Here is a 23399-nt window from a genome sequence, read left to right on the forward strand (position 1 = left end):
GTATCGAACAGTTCGGCTATCTGTGGGACACGCCGGTGACGAACTGGCGGCGCGTCGTCGACATCAACATCAGCGGAGTCTTCTACGGCGTGCGCGCGTTTCTGCCGAAGATGATGGCCGTCGACGAGCAGGCGTGGGTGTGGAACGTTGCGTCGGTCGGCGCCGTAGTGACGATGCCGTTGCAGACGCCCTACCTCGTGAGCAAGCACGCCGTGCTGGCCATGACCGAATGCCTTTGCACCGAGGTGCAATTGGCGGGACACCACCACCACATCCATGTGCAGGCGGTGCTGCCCGGGCCGGTGGTGTCCAACATCTTCGAATCCGCTGATGTTGATGTCGACGACGCGCCGCCAGTTCGTCACCGGCGTGTCCCACAGATAGCCGAACTGTTCGATACCGGCGTTGTTCACCAGCAGCCGTACCGCGCCGAAATCCCGATAGACCCGGTCCGCGAGGTCCTGCATCGCCTCGGGATCACGCACGTCGCAGGCGATGTCGTCGGCCGTCCCTCCGGCCGCGCACAGTTCGTCGCGCAGCGCGGCGATGCCGTCGGCGTCGATGTCGGCGAGCACCGTGGTCATGCCCAGCCGGTGGGCGTGCCGCGCCAAACCGGCACCGATCCCGGATCCGGCGCCGGTGATGACGGCGACGCCGCCGGCGAAGATGCCGCGGGCGCTCATCAGGGGGTGGTGCTGTCGGCGTGCAGGTCCGCCAGCAGGACCGAGTTGGTCGCATCGAGAACGACGTCCATCTCGCTGAATTGCAGCCCGTCGTCGCCGCGCCGGACGGCGACGTCGACAACCCCGCTGGAAACCGCGAACGGCACGTAATTGGCGATCTGGTTGACGAGGATGTAGAACCGCGCGCGGGTGACGTCACCGTCGGTGCCGGTGCGGTGGATGTTGGTGGCGTGGTGGCGCAGCGGGTACGGGCTCTGCATGCGGTGCTGGGACAACCACTGGATCACCGCGTCTCGGCCGTTGAGCTCGGGCGACATCAGGTCCTCGAAAGGACTTGCGCCCGAGTCACTTCTGGTCACATAGCGCACGTCATGGGCGTATCGGAGTGCCAGCTCGTCGTAGTGGGCCTCGTCGTAGTGGTACCAGAACTCGCCGACGAACTCCTGCAGTTCCGACAGCGCGATGTCGTGGTTCATGGCATCGAATGAAACTCCACTGTGGGCGCGACGGCACGGTGACCGCCCGATGAGTGGAACACATCCGCCTCACTCCGTGATGAGGCTCCACAAACCCCCGGCGCTCACGCGCATGGCGGCGTCGGTGACGACGTCGTCCCAGTAGCGCATCGAACCGAACTCCGACCGCCACGCCAGCGCGGCCGTGGTGAATTCGTGCAGGCGGTGCTCGCGGGTGGTGCCGATGGCGCCGTGCACTTGGTGGGCGTTCCTCACCACCACGGAGGTCGCGTGGCCCGCACACGAACGCGCGGCGGCCACCAGGAATTCCAGCGTCGGGCTCGACCACTCGCCCCCGACGCCGGCCGCCAACGCCGCCTCGGTCGCGGCCCGGGCGAGCGCGGCCTCGGCGGCGACGTCGGAAACCAGGTGCTGAACCGCTTGGAACTTCGCCAGTGGGCGCCCGAACTGCGTTCGCGAGGTCACGTGCTCGATGCAGAGTCCCAGTGCTTCGTCCAGGGCGGCGCACACCTGGATCGCCCGCACCAACCCCGACCTCAGCCGCAGCTGGCTGACCAGGGTCAGGCCGATGGGCGTTCCCTGCAGGCCGGAGAGCTCGGCGGCCACGGTGTCACGTGGTTCACCGATCGAATTGGCGCCGGGGGTGATGGTGAGCATCTCGGCCGCGGCGTCGGCGACGCGGTACTGCCCGTCGGCGCGCCATACGACCACCACGCGTTCGGCCGTGCTCGCCCATGGCACGTGCGTCGCGACGCCGCGCGTGTCGACCACGCAGACTGTGCGCGCCGCGCCGTCGGCGCCCAATCCGCTGGCGTCCAGGAGCCAGCACGCCAGCAAGTCGTGCTCCGCCAGCGGAATTCGAATACCGTTGCGCACCGCCGCGTTCAGCAGTTCGGCCGCCTCGTACCACCCGGCCCCGCTGCCGCCGTGCTCGACCGCACCGGTGAGGCGCAGCAGACCAAGCTCAGCGAGCTGCCGCCACAGACCGGAGCCCCGCTCGACGATCGTTTCGCTCCCGAGCTTTTCGCGGTGAGCGCCGAAGACGGCGCCCATCATGTCGGCCAGGGCTTCGTCGACGGAAGGCCCGGCGCTCACCGCAGCCCCAATGCGCGGGCGATTACCCCGCGAAGCACCTCGTTGGTGCCACCGCGCAGGGTGAATCCCGGCCGTTGATCCACGCCGGCACGCACCAACGCGGCGAAGATCCGGTCGGGGGAGTCCTGCAGGTCGGCGAACTCCGCGATCTCGCCCTCGGTGGTCGTGCCGAGCACCTTGACCAGGGCGGCGGGGATATCGGCCGGCTCGCGCCGTTCCAACGCGCCGGCAACCGCGGTGGACATGTGATGCAGACCGGCGACTCGCGCGACGAGCCTCCCCAGCTCCGCGTTGCGGGGAATGGCGTTCGCGGCCATCCGGTCGGCGCAGGCCGCGAGCAGGACGAACGTCGACAGGTACCGCTCGGGTCCGCTGCGCTCGAAGCTCAGCTCGGAAGTCACCTGCCGCCAGCCGTCACCGATTGCGCCGAACACCATCTCGTCGGGGACGAACGCCTCATCGAGTATCACCTCGTTGAAGTGGTGGGCGCCGTTCATCGACACGATCGGGCGCACGTCGACGCCGGGCCCCCGCAGGTCGACGATGAATTGGCTCAGTCCGGCGTGCCGGTGCTCTGGATCCAGTGGCGCCGTGCGGGCGAGCACGATGAACGCGTGCGCGAGGTGCGCCCCGGACGTCCACACCTTGGTGCCGGTCAGCGACCACCCGCCGTCGACGCGCAGCGCCCTGGTGCGCACGCTGGCCAGGTCGGAGCCGGACTCCGGCTCGCTCATGCCGATGGCGAAGAAGCACTCGCCGCGCACGATCCGCGGCAGGAAGGCCAGCTTCTGTGACTCCGTGCCGTATTTCAGCAATGACGGCACGATCTGCCGGTCGGCGATCCAGTGCGCGGCGACGGGGGCGCCGGCGGCGAGCAGCTCCTCGGTGACGGCGAACCGCTCCAGAAACGAGCTCCCGTGGCCGCCGTATTCGACGGGCACCGTCATTCCCAACCAGCCGCGCGCCGCGAGCGCGGCGGTGAAGTTTTCGTCCCATCCCGACAGCCAGGCGTCCACCGACGGGGTGAACGCCCCGGCGGCCAGTTGGTCGTCCAGGAACTGCCGCACCTCGTCGCGAAGGTCCTGGTTCGACAACGGGTCGAGCGCGATCGGCGGCACCTGCCGGGAAGAGGCCATCACCGTATCTTCCACCCCGCGCTGAATCGCTCGCGCAGCACGCGTTTCAGCAGCTTGCCGCTGGGGTTTTTCGGTAGGGAATCGACGAGGAAGATCCGCTTCGGTGTCTTGAACCCGGCCAGGTGCGCGCGGCAGTGCGCGAGTACGTCGTCCTCGGCGAGGTTGACGCCGTCGCGCAGCACCACCGCCGCGACGACGGCCTCGACCCAAATAGGGTGGGCCAGGCCGAAGACCGCGACTTCTTCGATGCCGCCGTGCCGGTAGATGACCTCTTCGACTTCCCGGCTTGCGACGTTTTCCCCGCCGGTCTTGATCATGTCCTTCTTGCGGTCCACGACATGGAGCAGCCCGTTCTCGTCGTAGTAGCCGAGGTCGCCGGAGTGGAACCAGCCGCCCCGGAAGGCCTCGGCGGTCTGCTGCGGATCGTCCAGGTAACCCAGCATCAAATGCGGGCTGCGATGGGCGATTTCACCGACTGTTCCGGTGACGACGGACTTGTCCGCGTCGTCCAGGATCGCGGTCTCCACGTTGGCGACCGGCCGCCCCGCCGAACCCGCGTGCGCGTCCTGTTCGTCGGGCCCGAGCGCGGTGGCCAGCGGCGCCATTTCGGTTTGGCCGTAGAAGTTCCACAACCTCATGCGCGGCAGGCGCTCCCGAATCTCGTTGAGGATTTCGACCGGCATCGCCGAGGCGCCGTAGTAGCCCTTGCGCAGGCTGGACAGGTCGACGGTGTCGAAGAGGGGTGATCGCAGCAACGAGATCCACACCGTCGGTGGGGCGAAATAGTTGGTGACGGCGTAGCGCTCGATGGTGTGCAGGACGAGTTCGGGGTCCGGCCGCGGCAGGATGATGCTGGTGGCGCCGAGATAGACATCGGTGGCCAGGAAGTTGTCGAGTTGCGCGCAGTGGTAGAGCGGCAGCGAATGGATCTCGACGTCGTCGGCGGACATGTCGCCGGCCAGGATCGTGCTGATGTAGTTCCACATCAGGCTTCGGCTGGTATGCATGGCGCCCTTGGGGCGCGATTCGGTGCCGCTGGTGTACATCAGGCGCAGCAGCTGGTCGTCATCGATGTGGGGGCGTGGGGCCGTCGACGTGGTGCTCAGCCACTCGGCGAAGTCGGGCCAGCCGACCGGCGCGGACCGCCCGGGCGGCGCCAGCGCCGCCTTCGTCGTCACCGAGCCACCCAGTCGCATGGCTTGCTCCGCGGTGGGTGTCAAGTCCGCTTCGACGATGAATCCCCGTGCGCCACTGTGGCCGAGGATGTAGGAAATCTCCTCGGCGGTGAGCATGAAGTTGACCGGGACGAGGACCACCCCCGCCCGCGCCGTGGCGAACGCCAGTACGGCGTATTGCCAGCAGTTGTGCGACAGGAGGGCCACCCGATCGCCGGCTCGAAAACCGTTGTCGCCCAACGCCGCGGCCGCGCGGTCTACCAGGTTCTCGAAGTCGGCGAAACTCAGCACGACGTCGCCGTCGACAATCGCGATCTTGTCCGGGTGTCTGCGCGCCGACCGGCGGGGGATATCGCCGAGCGCATGGCCGCGGGCGCGCGCGACGCTGACGTCCAACTCGCCCAACTGCATGCCGGCCACCGTAGGCGCCGACACTCGACGGTTTGTCCCCGGTGTCCCGCTGAGTAGACAAGGGCCACCCGATGGCGACGGGCGGCGGCGATACTCGGCGTCATGAGCACGGGCGCAACCGCGAGAGCCGACCGCACCGGGCCCGTGGGCGTCGATCGCGACGAACTGCGGGCCAACCTGCTTCGCGCCGACCCCGGCGTGCTCGTCGCGGTGCTGGCGCAGCTCACCGGTGACCCCGGCGTGGTCGACCGCTTCGCGCCGAAGATCACCCACGTGCCCGACCCGCCGGAGCAGGCGGGCACGACCGACCCGGAGACGCGGGCGGCCATCGTCGAGGCTGTGGTCAGCGCGCTGCAAGTGCACCGGCCCCCGCACGCCGCCCGGGCCGACGACCCCGACCTGTTCGCGCGGATCGCGCCGGTCGCGCTCGGCGGAACGATCGACCCCGAATACCTCCCGCTGCTGTTGGAGCAGGGCGGATTCCAACCGCCCCAGCCGGTCCTGCCTCGCACCGCGAAGCTCCCCGACGACTTTCGGGTGGCGATCATCGGCGCCGGCATCGCGGGATTGACCGCCGCGTTGGAGTTGGCCGACGCCGGCGTGAACTTTGAAATCTTCGACCGCCACGACGAGGTCGGTGGCACCTGGTACACGACCACCTATCCGGGTATCGGCGTGGACACGCCCTCGGCGTACTACTCGTTGTCGCGCGACATCAACGGCGATTGGTCCAGCTATTACCCGATGGGGCGGGAGTATCAGTCCTATCTGGTGTCGGTGGCCGACAAATACCGACTGCGGCAACGCACCCGCTTCGGAACCGAAGTCGAAGCCCTTCGGTGGGACGACGAGCGTCAGCAGTGGCAGGTCCGTGCGGTGGGCCCCGGCGGTGCCAGCGAGATCAGCTACGCCAATGTGGTGATCCCGGCCGCCGGCTACCTCAACCGGCCACGCTGGCCGCAACTGGACGGAAGGGGGACCTTCGCGGGAGTCGAAATCCATTCGGCGCAGTGGGATCCCGGCCTCGATCTAACCGGCAAGCGGGTTGCCATCATCGGTGCCGGATGCACCGCGGTGCAGATCGTCGACGCGTGCGTCGATGAGGTGTCGCACCTGACGGTGTTCCAGCGCCAGCCGCACTGGGTGGCGCCGCGGCGGCGGCTGACCGATGACGTGCCCGACTATCAGCGGTGGCTGGGCACCCGGTTGCCGTTCTACGCCAATTGGATTCGGCTCAAATCCTATTGGGGAACCGCGGACAACAACTATCCCGTGATCTTGTACGACGCCGAATGGGCGCGCGACCATCTGTCCATTTCGCCGGCCAACGACGCGCTGCTGCAGATGTGCCTGAAGTACATCGACGACGTTTTCGGCGCGGGCAGCGAACTCGCCCGGAAGGTCACGCCGGACTTCGCGCCCTACGGCAAGCGGATCATCCGCGATCCCGGCGGGTACTACGCGGCGCTGGCCCGCGAGCACGTCGACGTCGAAGCGAGCGAACCCGCCCGTGTCAACGAGGCGGGCATCGTGACGGCCGACGGCAGGCAGATCGACTTGGACGTCATCGTCTACGCGACCGGCTATCACCTGGATTTCCTGTCCACCATGGACATTGAGGGGCGCGGCGGCAAGAGGCTGGCCGAGGAGTGGGGCAACCGGCCGCGGGCCTACCGCGGTGGGACCGTCCCCGGGTTCCCGAACTTGTTCATCTCGTCGGCGCCCAACTACAGCCCGGGACACGGCGCTGGACACAATTTCGGCGTCGAGGTGATGGTGCACTACGTGGTGGAATGCCTCCAGCTGATGGCGCTGCGAGCGGCGTCGACCATCGAAGTGAAGCAGCGCGCTTACGACGACTACGTCGCCGACATCGACGCGACGATGGAGGGCACCGTGTGGTGTCACACCCCGTCCGCGCACACGTACTACCGTTCGGGCGGTGGGCGGATCGTGACGGCCTTCCCTTACCGGCTGCTCGACGTATGGCGTGATCACCGGGTACCCGTTGAGGGCGATTTCGAGTTGCGATGACCGGGTTGCTCTCCGGGAGGACGGCTTTGGTCACCGGCAGTAGCCGCGGGATCGGCCGGGCCATCGCCTTCCGCTTGGCGGCGGAAGGCGCCACCGTGGCGGTCACGGCCCGCTCGCACGACGCGTCGTCGTCCGTGCGCGGTGGAGCGGCCAGCACGCTGCCCGGCACCATCGGCGAGACGGTCGAGTTGATCGAGGCCGCCGGCGGGAACGCGTTCGCCGTCGCGGCCGACCTCGAGGATGCCGGGCAGCGCAACGGGCTGATCGACGAGGTGGTCGACCGCGCCGGCCGCATCGACATCCTGGTCAACAACGCGGGTTTCGCGGACTACTGTCTGGTGGAGGACATGAGTCTGGAAACGTTCGACCGCACGGTGGAGCACTACCTGCGCACACCGTTCGTTCTGACCAAAGCCGTTGTACCGCAGATGCGCAAGCGGGGCGCGGGCTGGATCGTGAACATCGGCTCGGTGACCGGCGTCGCCCCGGTGCGACCGTATCGCGACTACAACAAGACCTCCGGCGACGTGATCTACGCGTCGTGCAAGGCCGCGCTGCATCGCTTCACCCAGGGCGTCGCCGCCGAATTGCTCGATGCCGGCATCGCGGTGAACTGCGTCGGCCCGTCGACGGCCGTTCGCACACCCGGTGCGGCCCAGCTCATTCCGGATGGCTTCCCGACCGAGCCGGTGGAATACCTGGCCGAGACCGTGCTGGCGATGTGCCACCTGCCGGCCGCCGAGCGCACCGGACTCGTCGCGTTCAGCCTGCACTTTCCCTGGTCGCAGCAACTGCCCGTGCACAGCCTGGATGGCACCCGATCGTTGCCGCCGTTGCCGCCACCGCCGACGGCCAATCCGAATATCAGGGCCGCGGGGCTCTAACTGGGGTCAAATGCGAGTGGCCTGGCAGCGTCACACCGGCCGGCGCTCGGCTCCCTCGGCCAGGGCAGCGGCCATTCTGGGCATGCTCATGCGCAGCAGCACCCAAACGAGTGGTCCGGCGAAGGGGATTCGCGAACGAAACGTTGCCCGCCAGACGATGAGCGACCCGCCAGGTTTGTCACGGATGTCGACATCCGCGCGGTGGTCGGCGACCGGGATCCCGGACAAGATGGTGTAGGCGTGGTGGTGCGGGCGCTCGGCCACCAAAACCTTTTCGCGCATGGTCAATCCACTCACCACGACTCGGCGTATGGCGCCTTCCCGTGTACCGGCGCCTCCTGGGTCGTCCCAACCGGCGCTCCGGGTGCCGGGCAACCAATCCGGCCACCGCTCGACGTCGATGAGCAGGTCATAAACGACCCCGGCAGGCGCGGTGCACGGCCTTTCGACGCGACAGGAGAAGCGCACGGGTAGAGACTACGCGAAGCACAACGTCCGGGTGCCGCATGGCCGCACACTCACGGCTTCCGCTTACCTCAAAACCGCAGCAGCACTGAGACAGAAGCTATGGCAAACGCGATCGCGCACGATGACTTCGGGACATTCGGGGTCGAACCAACGGTCCACGACCGCCCAGTGGATGGGATGCGTCAAATACGGGCCCATGAGCCCGTCGACGTCGGTGAAGTGCTGTTCGAACACGTGGGTCCACGCCGAGGCGCCGGACGCTTCGTCTACACGGCTGAGCTGCCAATCAGTGATGGTCCGAGTGTATTTCGGCATCAGCCGCAGATCGGCCTCAAAACGGGCGATGGTCGCCCGGTCGGTACCGGGCACCACGCTCAACAACAGGGTGCGATAGACGGACCCCGGAAGAGCCGACCAATCCGTGCTGGCGGGACGGCCGTGATAGCTCGCGCCGTTGACGTGACCAACCGACGGGTCTCGCAGCAGCTTGCTGAATGTTCCTGCGACAGAGTCCCATTCGCGTGGACCAGTGAACCGCATGTGCAGGAGAATGTCGCCGCCGTTACGCGAACCGGGCAGCGTCGGCTGCACCACCCAGCGCGACGCTTGGGCGTCGCGGGCGGCCGAGCGCAACGCGGTGAGCATCCGGTCGCGTTCGTCCTCGACGACGTCCAACAACCTGGTGACGCTAAACATCGCAAAGCCGGTCCACGTCCTCGGCGGACGCGGCGAACGAGCGGGACCGCTCCTGTACGAGATCGGCTATGCCGCACCACCATTCACCGAGGGCCGGGTCCGGCCTGCCCTTCCACGTCATCTCCCACCACGCCCGCACGTCGGGCAGCGTCCAGGTGATGGTCACGGTGTTGGTTTCGTCATCGAACCAGATCGGCGGGCTGACGAGGACATCGCGCAACGTCATGCCGCGCTCCCGCGCGCCCGGGGCGTACTCGGCGAGGTAGGCGTCGACGAATCGTCGAGCGCACCCGGGTCGGGTGAGCACCCGGTCGATCACGAAGACCCGTCCGCCCGCGTTCACGCGTACTGAAGGGCGGGCCGCGTCGCCGGACCCGCGGGACGCAACGGGCGCAGCGGCTGCAGGGTTGGAGCGACGCGCTGCGGACCGCCCTCGACGTTGCGCCAGATGCCCATCGCGGTCATCCGCACCGGGGCCGTCAGTCGCTGGTCGAACATCATGCGGTTCATCGGCCCGCAGACCGACACCGCGGCCACCGCCTCACCGGGCCCGCCGATCGGTGCCGCCACGCAGCCGAAGCCCAGCAGCGACTCCTCGCGCTCGAACGCGACGCCATGGGCCCGCACCTTGGCCAACTCGACGGCCAGCTGGTTGCCGCTGGAGATCGAGTATCGCGTCTTGCGGACCCGCAGATCGAGCTCGGCGTCCTCGTCGCGATAGGCGAGGATCGCCTTGCCGACCGCGGTGCAGTGGGCGGGCTGGCGACCACCCACCCGGGTCGGGATCCTCTGGTCACCGATCTTGTCCAGATAGACCACGTCCGGGCCGTCCAGCACGGCCAGGTGCACGACAAGGCCGGTGGCGCGGTGCAATTCGCCCAGCAGCGGGCCGGCGGCCCGCACCAGCCGGTCCTGATGCACGGCGAGCGATCCGAGTTCGACTAGGCGCATGCCCAGCTCGTAATCCCGGCCGCTGCGGCGCAGCCAGCGCAGCTGCACCAGGCGTTCGAGCATCCGATGCGCCGACGAGCGGGGCAGGCCGGTGCGCCTGACGATCTGCGCCAGGGTGAGCCGCCCCGGCCCCTCGAAGGCGTCGAGGACCAGCGATATGCGGTCGATGACGGCCGTCGGGGTGGCGGGTTCAGCGATGCCTGACATCGATCCTCCAAGTGTGCCTGACCGGTATATTCCTATTAGGAATATATTCCTAGCACACCGGTGTGGCGGTTGTCACGCATCGCGGAAGTCGGCGAGTTTCGGGGCGGCGGCGAAGGATGCGGCTGGGCTCAGCCCTTGGCCGCGGACCGGCCCGCGCGGCGGCCGTAGAAGCTGCCGTCGCCGAGCGAGATGCCGCTGGCGTAACCCCACGCGGCCAACCCCGCGGTGCAGCGCCCGGCGGCGAAGAGGCCGGGGATGGGTTCCCCACTGACGTGCAGCACCTCGGCGTTCAGCGTGGTGGCCAGCCCGCCCAACGTGAAACCGCCGGTGTTCTCCCGCAAATCGATGGCGCCCACCGGCGAGCCGATCGGCTTGAGCCATTCGGGTTTCTTGTGCAGCAACGGATCCTCGCCCCGCGCGGCGCCCTCGTTGTAGGCGGCCACGGTCGCCTGCAGCGAGCCGGGCGCCAGCCCCATGTCGCGCTCCAGGTCGGCGACGGTGTCGGCCACCCAGGTCGCCTGGCGCAGCATGAACTTGGGCGACCACGACGCGTTCGCCTCTTCGTTGGCGTCGTTGTCGATGATGAGGTAGGCGGTGTTGTCCTGGTGGTAGAGCGTGAGTTGCCCGACGCGACCCGGGTAGGTGTCCTCGGCGACGTAGCGCTGGCCGCGGCCGTTGACCAGGATGCCGCGCACCAGTTGCTGGGGATCGATGAAGATCGCGACCTCGGTCGCATCCATGTGCGCCAGGTCGGCGCCCAGCGCCTGCGCCATCCGGATCGCCTGGCCGTCGTGCTGCTCGATCGAGGCGGCCGGGCGGCCGGCGATCCGCGGGGCGTAGCGCGCCACCATCGCGTCGTTGTAGGCGAAGCTGCCCATGGCCAGCACCACCCCGCGCCGCGCCCGAACCGAAATCTCGCCGCCGTACCGGCGGGCTCGGATCCCGACCACCCTGCCGTCGGCCTCGACGACGAGGCGTTGCCCGCGCACGTCGTAGAGCGCGCGCGCGCCGGCGGCCGTGGCGGTTTCGACGAGGGGCTTCATCAGCATGTAGCCCGCGCTCGCTTCACCCTGCTTCTTGTTCGACATCTGCGGGACGTGCCCGCGCGGGGCGGGGGAGGCGATCGTGTTGAACGGGTAGGAGTTTTCCCCGCCGCTGTACATCAGCCCCTGGTCACCCATCGGTTCCCAGCCGGGCTCGGCGAAGAACTCCGCCTTGAACGGCACACCGCAGCCGACCAGCCAGTCGAAGTGCGCGACGCTGCCGGCGCAGTAGTCGGCGATCCGGTCTTCGTCGGCGCCGGGTCCCATCGCGACGTTGAGGAAGGCCGCCATGTTGTCGACGGAATCGTCGAAGCCGCAGGCCTTTTGCAGTCCAGTGCCACCGCCGAGGTAGATGAACCCGCCCGCCATCGCCGCCGCGCCGCCCCAGGATCCGGTGCGTTCCAGGACAAGAACCTCGGCGCCCGAGCGCGCCGCCTCGACCGCCGCCGCGGCGCCGGCCACCCCGTAGCCGGCGATGACGACGTCGGCCTCGTCATCCCACGAGGTGATCGACGCGGCCGGGACCGGCGTGACGTCGGTATCCGGTGTCATAGCCGCATGGCCGCGGGCATTTCGCCGATCCACTGGTGACCCCAGTAGCTGTCGGCGGTGATTTCCTCTGCCGTGTAATAGTTTTCGTCGACTCGCATGCCTTCGGTGCCGAACTCGATGTCCCAGTCGCCGGGCGCGCGAACGTAGAAGGAGATCATCTTGTCGTTGGTGTGCCGCCCGAGCGTGGACGACAACTGGAAGCCTTCGGCGTTGACGCGGTCCAGCGCCTGGCCCACCGCGTCGAGGGCGTCGACCTCGACCATGATGTGCACCAGGCGAGGGTCACGCATGTGTGCGGCCGGCACGATCGCCAGGCTGTGGTGGCGCTCGTTGATCCCGAGGAAGCGAACCCGCACCGGGCCGAACTCCTTCGGCAGCGGCACCCGGAACGCCCCGCGGGAACGGAAGCCGAGGACCTCGGTGTAGAAGTCGAACACGCCGCCCGGATCCATCGCGGGCACGACGACGTGGCCCATCCCCTGATCGCCGGTGACGAACCTCGCGCCGAACGGGGTGATCACCGGGCTGTGATCGAGCACCGCGCCGTGGAAGACCTCGAGCGTGGTGCCCGCCGGGTCCTCGAAGCTGATCACCTCTTCCACCCGGCGGGCCTCGGCCTCGTCGACGGACAGCTGCTTGAACGGCACCCCCGCGCCGTCGAGCGTCGCCTTGACCCGCTGCAGCGCCGGGTGGTCGCGCACCTCCCAGCCGATGGTGAGCACCCGATCGGTCTCACCCGGCACCACGATCAATCGCGCCGCCCGCTCGTCCATCCGCAGGTAGAGCGCCTCGGGGTCGGGGCCCTTACCCTCGGCGAAACCCAGGACGCCGAAGGCGAATTGCCGCCAGCGGTCGATGTCGTTGGTCGAAATGGTGATGTAACCCAGGCTTTTCAGGTCGGTCAACATCTGCTCCTAGATCAAGGCCCGCAGCGGGCCCTCGGGCGGTTCGATGCCCAGCGAACTCAGCGCCGACGCGTGATAGGTGGTGCCCGGCATGTGGATGGCGTGCAGCTGGCCGACGTGCACGTCGCGCCAATACCGTTGCAGCGGCTTGTCCATGCGGGCCGCGTTGCCGCCCGAGCGGGCGAAGATCTCGTCGACCGCCGACACCGCGCGCCACACCGCGCGGATCTGGGTGCGCCGGCCGGCCGCGCGGTCGGCGAACGAAACCTCCTTGCCGGCGGCGACCATGTCGTAGATCCGGTCGGCGTTGGCCAGCAGTTCCTGGCGGGCGGCGTTGATATCGGCGGCGGCCTCGCCGATGGCGAACATGACGTAGGGGTCGTCCTTGATCGCGGTTCCGGTGGCGCCGACGCGCTCGCGTTGGTAGTCCAGGTGCGCGGCCAGCGCCCCCTCGGCAATGCCGATGGTGGCCGCTGAGATGCCCAGCGGGAACATCGTCGACCACGGCATCAGATAGAGCGGTTCGGTCATGCCGGCCTCGCGCTGGGCGGTGCCGTCCATCACCTTCGTCGCGTCCATCGTCCGGTACGACGGGACGAAGGCGTCCTTGACGATGACGTCCTTGGATCCGGTTCCCCGCAACCCCACCACATTCCACGAGTCCTCGACGATCTCGTAGTCCTTGCGGGGCAGGATCATGTGCAGCATCTGGGGCGGCATGATCGGTATGCCCTTTTCGTCGCCGAGCATCGCGCCCAGGATGATCCAGTCGCAGTGGTCGGTGCCCGAGCTGAACTGCCAGCGGCCGTTGAAGATGTAGCCACCGTCGACGGGTTTGGCCACCCCCTGCGGCGCGTAGGGGGAGGCCATCCAGGTGTCGACGTCGTCGGCCCAGATCTCGGCGGCGACTTTGGGGTCCGCGTACGCCAACTGATAGGGGTGCACGCCGACCACGCCGACGATCCAGCCGGCCGCGGGGTCCAGCGCAGCGGTCGCCATCGTCGTCTCGGCGAATTCGCGGGGGTGCGCCTCGAAGCCTTGGTATTGCTTGGTTTGCAGCAGCCGGATCAGGCCGGCGCCCTTCATCAGCTTGACCGTGTCATCGGTCAGCCGCCCGATCCGCTCGGCCTCGGCGGCCTGGTCGCGCAACTGATCCGCCATCGCCACGACCCGGTCGAGTACCCGTTCGCTCATGTTGGTTCCTTACGTCTGGGGGCTTAGTAATGGTCTACCGCAGTTCGTGCCTCAGCCGAAGCCCTTCCCAATGAGCGGGCGAAAAAGCGGTCGAAGTTGACTGCACGACCGTGGCGCCCACGGGCCGGGACTAGGTCACCTCAGTGTCCGGTGACCGGGAATCGGCCCCCGCGGTCGGGGTGGTACGACATAACGTCCCTGCCCGTGAGTAGCGCGGAGCCGGTCGACGTTGTCGTGGTCGGCGCGGGGTTCGCCGGCCTCTACGCCCTGCACAAGCTCCGCAGCCAGGGACTGTCCGCGCGGGTCCTCGAGGCGGCGCCGGAGCTCGGCGGCACCTGGTACTACAACCGCTATCCGGGTGCGCGCTGTGACGTCGAAAGCGTCGATTACTGCTATTCCTTCTCCGATGAATTGCAGCAAGAGTGGAACTGGACCGAGAAGTACGCGACCCAGGCGGAGATCCTCGCGTATCTGAACTGGGTGGCCGACAAACTCGACCTGCGCCGCGACATCACATTTCGCACCCGCGTCGTGTCCTGCGCACTAGACGAAACCACGCTGCGCTGGGTGATCACCACCGACGGCGGCGACGTGCTGTCCGCCCGATTTTGTCTGATGGCGACGGGCCCGCTGTCAGCGGCTTTGACGCCGAACTTCCGCGGCCTCGATTCGTTCGCGGGCGAGATTTACCACACCGCCGCGTGGCCGAAGCATGCCGTCGATTTCACCGGAAAGCGGGTCGCCGTCATCGGCACCGGTTCGTCTGGCATTCAATCGATTCCGATCATCGCCGAGCACGCCGAACATCTCTTCGTCTTCCAGCGCACGCCCAACTACAGCGTCCCGGCCGGCAACAAGCCGTTGAGCGAAACCGAGCTCGACGACATCAAGGCGAACTACGCCGAACGACGGCGGCTCTCGTGGCGCAGCGGTGGCGGGTCACCGCACATTACGGCGCCGAAGCCGGCGATGGAGTTCACGCCGGAGGAACGTCGGGCGGCGTTCGAGAAGCGTTGGCAGCTGGGCGGTGTGCTGTTCTCGAAGACGTTCCCCGACCAGATGACCGACCTGACCGCCAACGACGAGGCCCGACAGTTCTACGAAGAGAAGGTGCGCGCGGTCATCGACGACCCTGCGCTGGCCGACCTGCTCATTCCCAATGATCACCCGATCGGCACGAAGCGGATCTGCACCGACAGCAACTACTTCAGCACCTTCAACCGGTCGAACGTGTCGCTGATCAGCGTGCGTGACACACCGATCGAATCCGTGGACACCAGCGGGATCGCAACCGCCGGCGCGCACTACGACGTCGACATGATCGTGCTGGCAACGGGTTTCGACGCCCTCACCGGTGCGTTGGCGAAGATCGACATCATCGGACGCGGCGGTCGTCGATTGCGCGACGACTGGGCGCAAGGGCCGCGCACCTACCTGGGGCTGGGCGTCGACGGATTCCCCAACCTGTTTCTGATCTCCGGTCCCGGGGCGCCCGCCGTGCTGGCGAACATGGTGCTGCATGCCGAGGCGCAGGTGAATTGGATAGCCGCGGCGATTGCTTACCTCGATGACCACGGGCTCGCCGCGATCGAAGCGACCCGTGATGCCGTCGACGGCTGGGGAGCCGAATGCGCACGACTCGCCGACGCCACGTTGTTCACCAAGGCGGAGTCCTGGTACATGGGCGCCAACGTGCCCGGAAAGCCAAGGGGATTCATGCTATTCGTCGGCGGCTTCGCCACTTATAACGACATCTGCGCCGAGGTGGCCGGGGCCGGGTACCCGGGCTTCGATTTGGTTGAGGGGCCACGATGACGAGACTGCTTGGCAAGGTGGTGCTGGTGACCGGCGCCGCCAAGGGAACGGGACGGGTGCATTGTCAGCGCTTCGCCGACGAGGGCGCGAATGTGATCGCGCTCGATGCCGCCGCGGCGAGCAGCGAGTTGTTCGACACCGCAAGGGATGTCGAAAGCCGTGGCCGACGCTGCGTGACGGGCGTTGCCGACGTCAGTGACCTGGACGCCGTCACGGGCGCGGTAGCCAATGGCGTCACGGCGCTGGGGCGCCTCGACACCATCATCGCGAATGCCGGAATCCACATAGCGGGCGGCCGAACATGGGAACTCGACCCCCGAGACTGGCATCGCACGCTCGACATCAACCTGACCGGTGTGTGGCACACGGTCAAGGCCGGCGTACCGCACATGGGCGAGGGGGGCTCCATCGTGATCATCAGTTCGACCAATGGTCTTCGCGGGACGCCCAATTCCGCGCATTACACCGCGAGCAAGCACGCGGTGGTCGGGCTGGCGCGCACCCTCGCGAACGAGCTCGGCCCTTCCGGCATCCGGGTCAACACGGTTCATCCGGGGCCGGTCGCGACCCCGATGATTCTCAATGACGGGACGTTTCGACGCTTGCGCCCGGACCTCGAGAACCCGACCGCCGACGATGTCGCGGAAGTCTTCCGGGCGCGCAACCTGCTGCCGGTGCCCTGGGTAGAGCCCGTCGACGTGGCCAATGCGGTGGTGTTTTTGGCCTCCGAGGAGGGCCGCTACATCACGGGCACCCAGCTCGTCGTCGACGCCGGCCTTTCGCAGAAGGCGACATGACCGAAACCGGTGGCAGCGGCGCACCGGCGTATGAACCGCTCGCCCAGTCCGTTCGGCGACTGATCGACGCGACGATCCGCACCGAGGCCCGCGCCGCCGCCGTGGCGTCGGCGAAGGCGCACATTGATTGCGCGGTAGAGCAATTGAGCGAAAGTCTCATGCCGGGCTCGTTCGCCATGCGTGATCGTTCCGACGGACAACCCGTCACCTCCGGCAACGTCATGATCGGCGCGCGGAACCCGCTCGCACCTCCGTTGGTGATTCACCGCGGTGCCGACGGCGCCGTGTGGACGGAAATCACACTGGGCGCCGCTTACGAGGGGCCCCCGGGACACGTCCATGGCGGAGTGTGTGCGATGGTCCTCGACCACATCCTGGGCGCGACCGCGCACGAACCCGGCCGACCGGCCTACACCGGCACGCTCACGCTGCGCTATGTCCGGGGGACGCCGTTGGGTCTGGTGCGGGCCGAAGCGTGGGTCGACCGTGTCGAGGGCGTGAAAACCTTCGCGAAGGGGCAGATCACCGACAGCGAAGGAATCACCGTCGGTGCGGAGGGTGTGTTCATCAAGCCGCGCGGTGACCGTGACTGAGCGGCTCACGGGCGATCGGTGACGGCCTCTGCCGAAATCCGATGCTGATGTTGGTCCACCAATTTCAGCGCGCGCGCGGCCTTCGCGGGAGCCATCAGGATCGCGGTGTGCGGCGCCCGAGATCCGCTGTGCTGCGGGGGTTGTGGGGACTCGGCGGGCTCCTGCGGTTCCGTGTCATCGGTGCGTGGCGATTCTTCGTCCCGACGGCCCGAGCGCAATCGATTCGTGGCGGCGACGGCGAGGACGGCGGCCGTGGCGGTGCCCAGCCCCTGCGCCCAGCCCAACGGGCCGACCGGCGTGCAGCCCAGAAGTTGGCTGATCCCCGGGGTGCTGATCATCGCGGTGAACGCGGCGAAGGAGCCCGCGGCGGTCAGTAGCACCAGGGGCGCGTGCGAATCGACCACGGTCTGGCCCAACTCGACCGCGACCAACGAGATCAACGCGACGGTGGAGGCCCGTTGCGGTAGCCCGGTGACCGACGCCATCAGCCAGGCCGCCGTGGCGGCGGTGGCGGTGAGTGCCCCGCGCGCCGCCACCGTTCGGCGTAGGGCCCGTTCGTCGATGCCGCGCCCGACGCGTTGTACCGGCCCCGCCGGCGTGCTGACGGCGACCGCGGTCGCGGGCAACGCGTCGGTGAGCATGTTGATCAGCAGCAACTGCCGGGTGTTCAGCGGTGAGGTCCCGGTGAGCGCCGTGCCGATGACCGAGAAAACCACCTCCCCGGCGTTGCCGCCGAGCAGACCCGCGACGGCCGCCTGGACCCCGCGCCACAGTCGGCGTCCCTCGTCGATGGCGGCCACCAGCGTCTCGATGCGGCCGTCCGTGAGGACCAGGTCGGCGGTCGTGTGGGCGGAGTCGCTGCCGCGCGCGACCACACCGACGCCGACGCTTGCCGCCCGGATCGCGGCGGCGTCGTTGGCGCCGTCGCCGACCATGGCGCACACCCGCCCGGCGCGCTCCAGCGTCTGGACCACCTGCACCTTGTTCTCCGGCGACATCCGCGCGAAGATCACCCGCTCGGAAACCGCGCGCTGCTGATCCGGGCGCGATAGCGCGTTCCATTCGGACCCGGTGATCACCTGGTCGGCGCTCACCGATACCCCCAGTTCGCGGGCGATCGCGGTGGCGGTCACGGGGTGGTCGCCGGTGATCAGCCGGATCGCCACGCCCCGCGCGGCCAGGTCGGCCAGCAACTGCGGCGCCTGCGGGCGGGGGGTGTCCGAGAGACCCACGAATCCGGTCAGCGTCAGCCCCGCGCCGCACAGTTCGGTGATGCGGTCGGGGTCCTTCCGCAACGACCGCGCCTGTTGCGCGCTCAGGCGGCGTTGCGCCACGGCGATCGTCCGCAGCCCCGCGGTCGTCAGGGCCGCGACCGCGTCGTGCACCTGCGGGCCCGCCTCCCGGCACGCCGCCAAGACCACTTCCGGCGCGCCCTTGACGGTCAGCGCAGTGCCCGTCACCGACGCCGAGAACGCCCTGCCGGACCGGAACGGCAGGTGCGCGTCGGCCGCGGGTCGTGGACCGGACCCCGGCACCGCGTCCGCCGCCTTGACGATGGCCTCGTCGGTGGCGTGCACGTGGGGATTCCCGTCGTCCGCCGGTGCCGCCTGGGCGGCGCACCGCAGGACGTCTTCGCGGGAATGGCCCGCCACCGGGTGCACCTCCGCGACGCGGAGGCGGTTCTCGCTCAGCGTTCCGGTCTTGTCGAAGCAGACCACCTCCACGCGGCCAAGCGCCTCGGCCGCGCGCGGCACCCGCACCAGCGCCCCGCATTCGCCCAGCCGCTGCGCCGACGCGGATTGGGCGAGGGTGGCCATCAGCGGCATGCCCTCGGGGACGGCCGCCACCGCGACAGCGATGGCGCTGCCGAGGGCTTGGCGCAGGCCGCCGGCGCGCAGCAGGCCGAGCGCACCGACCAGGATGCCGCCGCCCGCACTGAACGGGAATGCGCGGCTCATCAGCCGGCTGAGTTGATGGTGCAGGCCGACGGTCGGCAGCGCGCCGGACGCCAGTTCGGCCGCGCGGCGGCTCTGGGTGTCGGCCCCGACGGCGGTGACCAGCGCGACCGCGGTGCCGGCCACTACGGTGGTGCCGGCGTAGATCATGCAGCGGCGCTCGGCCAGTTCGGCCCCGGGCGTGGCCTCGACCTGCTTCTGGACCGACAAGGATTCACCGGTCAGCGACGATTCGTCGACCTCGAGGTCGTGCGCCTCGATCACCCGGGCGTCGGCGGGCACCACCTCGTCGCTGCGCACCTCGATCACGTCGCCGGGCCGCAGCTGTTCGATGACGACCTCTCGGTAGCCGGACCCCTGGGTGAGGACGCGGGCCGGTGGGGTCTGCTGGGCCAGCAGGCGGTTCAGCCGGTTCTCGGCCCGAAGCTGTTGGGCCGTCGACAGCAACGCGTTCCCGGTCAGCACCGTGCCGACCAGCACCGCGTCGGTGGGCGAGCCCAGCACGGCGGTGGCCGCCGAACACAATCCGAGGATCGGCGTCAGCGGGTCACCGGTCAGTTCGGCGACGGCGGCCCGGGCGAATTCCCACGCCCCGCCGCCCCGTCCCGGTTGGGAGCCGGCAGAACGCTCCTGGGGTTCGTGCAGCGCCGCCAGCACGTCGCGGACCCGCTCGACCGACATCGCGTGCCACTCGAACGCCGGGGCCGGCCGCGGCACCTGCGCGTGAATCGTGCCGCGCGCCAACAGGTATCCGGACAAAAGTCCCGCGACGGCCCCCATGGTCACCGGGCCCGGCCCGCGCAGCCGGCGCACCCCGGGCACCATGAACAACGCGCCCAGCGCCGAAGCGCCCACCGAGATCGCGATGCCCTGCTCGCTCGCCCTCCTGGCGGCGGGCATCGCGTGGAGCACCCGCCACGCGGCGGCCAGGTCATCCAGCATCAGGTCCGCGTTCCAGGGCGGCGGGGCGTCGGCGTCCGGCCTGATGCCCAGGGCCACGTCGGCACCCGAAAGCGCTTGCGCGGCAGTCGATGACACCAACGCGACGGTATGCCCGTCGCGTTGCAGCGCGGACACCGCAGCGGCGAGTGCGTCGTCGATGCCGTCGTCACCGACGGGGCGGACGTCATCGAACGCGGGCCGCAGGTCACCGAGCAGGTCGGTGTCGACCGACACCACCCGCGCACCGGAGTCGCGCGCCTGGGTGATCATCGCGGATGCGAGCGGGTGGGGGGCCGGGGCGATGAGCGCCTCGACAACCTCGCCGTCACCCGCCGCGGCGACGATGGCGTGCCAGCCCGCGCCCACGCCCTCGTCGAGCAATTCCTGCGCGCCGGTCCAGGCGCTGAGCAATTCACCGTCGCGCGCGCCGCGCACGCGCACCACCCGCATCTGCTCGCCACACAGCACGCGCGGATCGATGAGCAGCGCATCCACCGTGTCGAGTCGGCGCAGGCTTTCCGGCCGCAGCGGCAGAACCCCGTGCCGGTCCGCCAACCCCCGTCCGAGCGTGGTCGCGAACGCCTCCTGCGACGTGCGCATCGCCTTCGGCGAAGCCGCCAGCGCCGCATTCGAAGCCATCGTGACGTTTCGGGTGAGGGCACCCGTCAGGCCGATGCCGATCAGCTGTGCCCACGCCACGCGCTTCCCGTGGCGTTCGGCCGGCCCGGCCGGCGCGGGTACCGGGCGTGGCAGGTGCAGCGACTCCGCCTCGTCGGCGTGACGGGCCAGTTCCGGTTCACAGCGCTCCCATGCCCGCGCGGCGGCCCGGCACTCGGCGGCTTTGAAGGCCTGCACCGCCAGGTCGACGGAAAGCTTCGCCGGCGACAGGGTGACCACGTGCGCGGCGGTGGCGAACACCGACAACGCGGTGTCCGTCGCGCCGGGGCCGATCCCCGCCTCGAGCGCACGGCGCAGCCACGGTTGATGATTCGCGACCGCCGACACCGCCTCGACGGCGATCGGGGCCGCCGGCAACCGAATCGCCCGGCCCGCGACCGCGACCGCGAACCCGGCGGCGTTGACGGCCACCATCGCGCCGCGGGCGGCCAACGGCAGTCCGTCACCGGGCAAGCTGTCCGACCGCGTGGAATCGGCTGCGCCATGGTCCTTTTCGGTGTCATCGAGCACCGTGCACAGCTCGTTCAGCGATACCCCGTCGCCGTCGGTCTCGACAACCGCCCGCGAAAGCGGGCGGTTCAGGACGACGTTCGTGACGCCGGGGTGCGCGCGCAGCGCGTCGAGGATGGCCGCGCCACGCGCCGCCCCACCCGCGCCGTCGAGGCCACGCACCTCGATCCACACGCGGCCGTCGCCGCGGCCGCACCGCCGGGTCAGCGTGGAGCGGGAGACCTCGCCCGAGAGCACCTGTGCGCCGACCCGGACCGGCAGCGCGACAACATCGAGGCCGGCGATCGCCAGCCTGCCGACCGCGTCGCCGAGTCCCGCGGCGGCGCCGAGTCCCGTGGACACCATCCCCAGGGGTGAAAGCTGTCGCACGCGCAACCCCTTTCACGCACATGACGAATGGCTGCTTCGCGGTTTTCCGCGAGGGAGGCCGACGACCGGCGCTGGCCGCGACCGCAAACCCGACCAACCTAACCCGCGGTCAAGGGGCCAGCAACTTGAGATGGAGCCGCGTAAATAACATGTAAAAAGTGATCGCGGCTGTTAGGGAGCATCGATCAGATTGTTCGGGCCGCCTGATTCAAAGCTGGAGCAAACCCGAACCGGCCGTTGTGGTTACACCCGCCCCGGATTGCGGCCGTTAGCCCCTGATGCTCATGCCGTCCGTCCTAACGTGTGGGGGATTAGTAGTGGTCCGCTGCCGCGATCCCGGCGATGAGGAGCAACCATGAGCGACATCGACGACCTGAAGGCGCGGCTGCGCCGGCTCGAGGACGAGCGCGACATCGAGCGGCTGATCGCCTCGTACGGGCCGGCCGTCGACGCCGCGGATCCCGAGGCCGCCGCCGGGCTGTGGGCGAGCGACGGCAGCTACGACGTCGACGGCTGGCGGATGCAAGGCAGGGCGGACGTGCACGCCATGGTCAACTCGTCGGCGCACCGGAACCTGGTGGCCAAGGGGTGCTGTCACTTCCTCGGGCCGTGCGTCGTCACGGTCACCGGGGACTCGGCGGTGGCGGTGTGCGAATCCCTGGTGCTGGTTCGTGACGGCAACGGGTATCGCGTGTGGCGTTGCACCGCAAATCATTTCGTGCTGCGCCGGATCGACGGCCGGTGGCACATCGGTGCGCGCACCAGCCGGATTCTGGACGGCAAACCCGAAGCCCACGCGCTGCTGACCGCGGGCCTGGCGGGGCTGGCCGAGGCCTGATGGCCGCTAGCCCTGATGGCGGCGACCCGCATCGCCCGGCTTCGCCGCGCTCGCGATCGCCGCTAGCCCTGATGGCCGCGCGACAGGAACGCCAGCACGGTGCTCTCGAACGCCTCCTTGGCCTCGATCATCGACCAGTGGCCGGAGTTGGGGAAGATGTGCAACTCCGCATTCGGGATGGTCCGCATCGGGATGAGCGCCATGTCCGGCGGGCTCACCCGGTCGTCGCGTCCCCAGGTCAGCAGGGTGGGCGCGGTGAGCTTGTGCATGACGGCCCACGGCTGCGGGCGGTCGGAAGCGGCCATCGCGGCGTTCATCGCGGCGAACGCCGCCTTGCCGTACATCCGGCGCGCGGCGGCCAGCGTGTCCGGGTCGGTGGCCAGCTCCCAACGTTCCTCGACCAGCTCCTCGGTGATCAGCGCCTGGTCGTAGACCATCGACTTGAGCCAGTCGACCAGCCGCTGCCGGGTGGGGTCCTCGACGAACTCCTGCAGTAGCCGGATGCCCTCGCTGGGGCTCGGGCTGAAGATGTTGGTCCCGATACCGCCGATGGTCACCAACCGGTCCACGCGATCCGGGCTGTGGGTGGCGAAATTGATGCCGACACCGCCGCCCATCGAGTTGCCGACGATGTGCACCCGCCGCACATCCAGGGCGTCCAGGAAGGGCGACACCGTGCCGAACGCGGTGACCATCGGGTGGCCGCCGAAGTCGTCGCTGACGCCGAACCCGGGGAATTCGAGGATCAGGCAGCGGAAGCGCTCGGCGAAGGCGGGCAGGACGCCGCGGAAGTTGCGCCACCCGGTGACGCCGGGACCGGAGCCGTGCAGGAAGAGCAGCACCGGACGGGACTCGCCGCCGGTGTCGTAGTAGCGCAAAGCGCCCTTCGGCGTGCTGATTTCGCGCAGCTCGGGCTGTTCAACGGGTTTCGCCACGCATGTCACCTTGCCATGCCGTAGCGGCATCGCCGGACGCGGTTCCGCTCACCGGGT

The 23399-nt window shown here is 69.0% G+C and carries 19 protein-coding genes and 2 pseudogenes; 7 read left to right on the top strand and 14 right to left on the bottom strand.

Features of this window, described 5'->3' with window-relative positions:
- Nucleotides 1–350, top strand: a pseudogene (locus tag A5702_RS25880) (SDR family NAD(P)-dependent oxidoreductase); the annotation flags it as partial.
- Here the strand turns inward: A5702_RS25880 and A5702_RS19610 are convergent.
- The 5 genes and pseudogenes from A5702_RS19610 to A5702_RS19630 form a co-directional block, all read right to left on the bottom strand.
- A pseudogene (locus tag A5702_RS19610) lies at nt 324–683 on the bottom strand (SDR family NAD(P)-dependent oxidoreductase); the annotation flags it as partial. The pseudogenes A5702_RS25880 and A5702_RS19610 overlap by 27 nt on opposite strands.
- Nucleotides 683–1159 carry a nuclear transport factor 2 family protein gene (locus A5702_RS19615; RefSeq protein WP_068222860.1) on the bottom strand — a complete coding sequence of 159 codons (477 nt, stop codon included), beginning with the start codon at nt 1157–1159 and terminating at the stop codon, nt 683–685. The pseudogene A5702_RS19610 and the gene A5702_RS19615, both read right to left, overlap by 1 nt.
- 69 nt (nt 1160–1228) lie before the next feature.
- Nucleotides 1229–2254, bottom strand: a complete 1026-nt coding sequence (locus A5702_RS19620) for an acyl-CoA dehydrogenase family protein (protein WP_231965104.1) — start codon at nt 2252–2254, stop codon at nt 1229–1231.
- Nucleotides 2251–3390 (bottom strand): acyl-CoA dehydrogenase family protein, encoded by a 1140-nt coding sequence (locus tag A5702_RS19625; RefSeq protein ID WP_068222862.1) that lies wholly within the window; start codon nt 3388–3390, stop codon nt 2251–2253. The genes A5702_RS19620 and A5702_RS19625 overlap by 4 nt, the downstream gene beginning before the upstream one ends.
- Nucleotides 3390–4976 carry an acyl-CoA synthetase gene (locus tag A5702_RS19630; protein ID WP_068223038.1) on the bottom strand — a complete coding sequence of 529 codons (1587 nt, stop codon included), beginning with the start codon at nt 4974–4976 and terminating at the stop codon, nt 3390–3392. Before A5702_RS19630 ends, A5702_RS19625 begins: the two co-directional genes overlap by 1 nt.
- Nucleotides 4977–5078: 102 nt before the next feature.
- Here A5702_RS19630 and A5702_RS19635 point away from each other — a divergent pair, with 102 nt between their 5' ends.
- Both A5702_RS19635 and A5702_RS19640 read left to right on the top strand, forming a co-directional pair.
- Nucleotides 5079–7010 carry an NAD(P)/FAD-dependent oxidoreductase gene (locus A5702_RS19635; protein ID WP_068222865.1) on the top strand — a complete coding sequence of 644 codons (1932 nt, stop codon included), beginning with the start codon at nt 5079–5081 and terminating at the stop codon, nt 7008–7010.
- Complete coding sequence (locus tag A5702_RS19640) at nt 7007–7894, top strand: SDR family NAD(P)-dependent oxidoreductase (protein WP_068222868.1); 888 nt, start codon at nt 7007–7009, stop codon at nt 7892–7894. The genes A5702_RS19635 and A5702_RS19640 overlap by 4 nt, the downstream gene beginning before the upstream one ends.
- 30 nt (nt 7895–7924) lie before the next feature.
- Here the strand turns inward: A5702_RS19640 and A5702_RS25885 are convergent, their stop codons facing one another.
- The 7 genes from A5702_RS25885 to A5702_RS19675 form a co-directional block, all read right to left on the bottom strand.
- Complete coding sequence (locus A5702_RS25885; RefSeq protein ID WP_082956134.1) at nt 7925–8362, bottom strand: SRPBCC family protein; 438 nt, start codon at nt 8360–8362, stop codon at nt 7925–7927.
- 63 nt (nt 8363–8425) lie between these two features.
- Nucleotides 8426–9058 (bottom strand): Dabb family protein, encoded by a 633-nt coding sequence (locus A5702_RS19650; RefSeq protein ID WP_068222874.1) that lies wholly within the window; start codon nt 9056–9058, stop codon nt 8426–8428.
- Nucleotides 9051–9401, bottom strand: a complete 351-nt coding sequence (locus A5702_RS19655) for a hypothetical protein (RefSeq protein WP_068222876.1) — start codon at nt 9399–9401, stop codon at nt 9051–9053. Before A5702_RS19655 ends, A5702_RS19650 begins: the two co-directional genes overlap by 8 nt.
- Nucleotides 9398–10207 carry an IclR family transcriptional regulator gene (locus A5702_RS19660; protein WP_156669683.1) on the bottom strand — a complete coding sequence of 270 codons (810 nt, stop codon included), beginning with the start codon at nt 10205–10207 and terminating at the stop codon, nt 9398–9400. Before A5702_RS19660 ends, A5702_RS19655 begins: the two co-directional genes overlap by 4 nt.
- Before the next feature lie 137 nt (nt 10208–10344).
- Nucleotides 10345–11811 (bottom strand): FAD-dependent oxidoreductase, encoded by a 1467-nt coding sequence (locus A5702_RS19665; RefSeq protein ID WP_068222887.1) that lies wholly within the window; start codon nt 11809–11811, stop codon nt 10345–10347.
- Nucleotides 11808–12716 carry a biphenyl-2,3-diol 1,2-dioxygenase gene (gene bphC, locus A5702_RS19670; protein WP_055405612.1) on the bottom strand — a complete coding sequence of 303 codons (909 nt, stop codon included), beginning with the start codon at nt 12714–12716 and terminating at the stop codon, nt 11808–11810. Before bphC ends, A5702_RS19665 begins: the two co-directional genes overlap by 4 nt.
- Before the next feature lie 9 nt (nt 12717–12725).
- Nucleotides 12726–13910, bottom strand: a complete 1185-nt coding sequence (locus A5702_RS19675) for an acyl-CoA dehydrogenase family protein (RefSeq protein ID WP_055405611.1) — start codon at nt 13908–13910, stop codon at nt 12726–12728.
- 204 nt (nt 13911–14114) lie between these two features.
- On the opposite strand from A5702_RS19675, the gene A5702_RS19680 reads away from it, so the two are divergent.
- Genes A5702_RS19680 through A5702_RS19690 form a run of 3 tightly spaced genes read left to right on the top strand, consistent with a single transcriptional unit; the run spans nt 14115 to nt 17115 of the window.
- Nucleotides 14115–15725 (top strand): NAD(P)/FAD-dependent oxidoreductase, encoded by a 1611-nt coding sequence (locus tag A5702_RS19680; protein WP_231965106.1) that lies wholly within the window; start codon nt 14115–14117, stop codon nt 15723–15725.
- Nucleotides 15722–16522: a mycofactocin-coupled SDR family oxidoreductase gene (locus A5702_RS19685; RefSeq protein WP_068222888.1), complete on the top strand. Its 801-nt coding sequence runs from the start codon at nt 15722–15724 to the stop codon at nt 16520–16522. The genes A5702_RS19680 and A5702_RS19685 overlap by 4 nt, the downstream gene beginning before the upstream one ends.
- The gene (locus A5702_RS19690) at nt 16519–17115 is read left to right on the top strand and encodes a PaaI family thioesterase (RefSeq protein WP_068222890.1); all 597 of its coding nucleotides are present in this window, start codon (nt 16519–16521) and stop codon (nt 17113–17115) included. The genes A5702_RS19685 and A5702_RS19690 overlap by 4 nt, the downstream gene beginning before the upstream one ends.
- 5 nt (nt 17116–17120) lie before the next feature.
- Here the strand turns inward: A5702_RS19690 and A5702_RS19695 are convergent, their stop codons facing one another.
- Nucleotides 17121–21545, bottom strand: a complete 4425-nt coding sequence (locus tag A5702_RS19695) for a cation-translocating P-type ATPase (RefSeq protein ID WP_082956135.1) — start codon at nt 21543–21545, stop codon at nt 17121–17123.
- 379 nt (nt 21546–21924) lie between these two features.
- Here A5702_RS19695 and A5702_RS19700 point away from each other — a divergent pair, with 379 nt between their 5' ends.
- Entirely contained in the window at nt 21925–22407 is a 483-nt protein-coding gene (locus tag A5702_RS19700; RefSeq protein ID WP_067823026.1) for a nuclear transport factor 2 family protein, read from the top strand.
- Nucleotides 22408–22469: 62 nt separating this feature from the next.
- Here the strand turns inward: A5702_RS19700 and A5702_RS19705 are convergent, their stop codons facing one another.
- A complete protein-coding gene (locus tag A5702_RS19705) occupies nt 22470–23342 on the bottom strand; it encodes an alpha/beta fold hydrolase (RefSeq protein ID WP_231965107.1) in 873 nt (290 codons plus the stop codon).
- Between the last annotated feature and the right edge of the window lie 57 nt (nt 23343–23399).

This window comes from Mycobacterium sp. E3339, from assembly GCF_001666915.1.
GTDB lineage: Bacteria > Actinomycetota > Actinomycetes > Mycobacteriales > Mycobacteriaceae > Mycobacterium.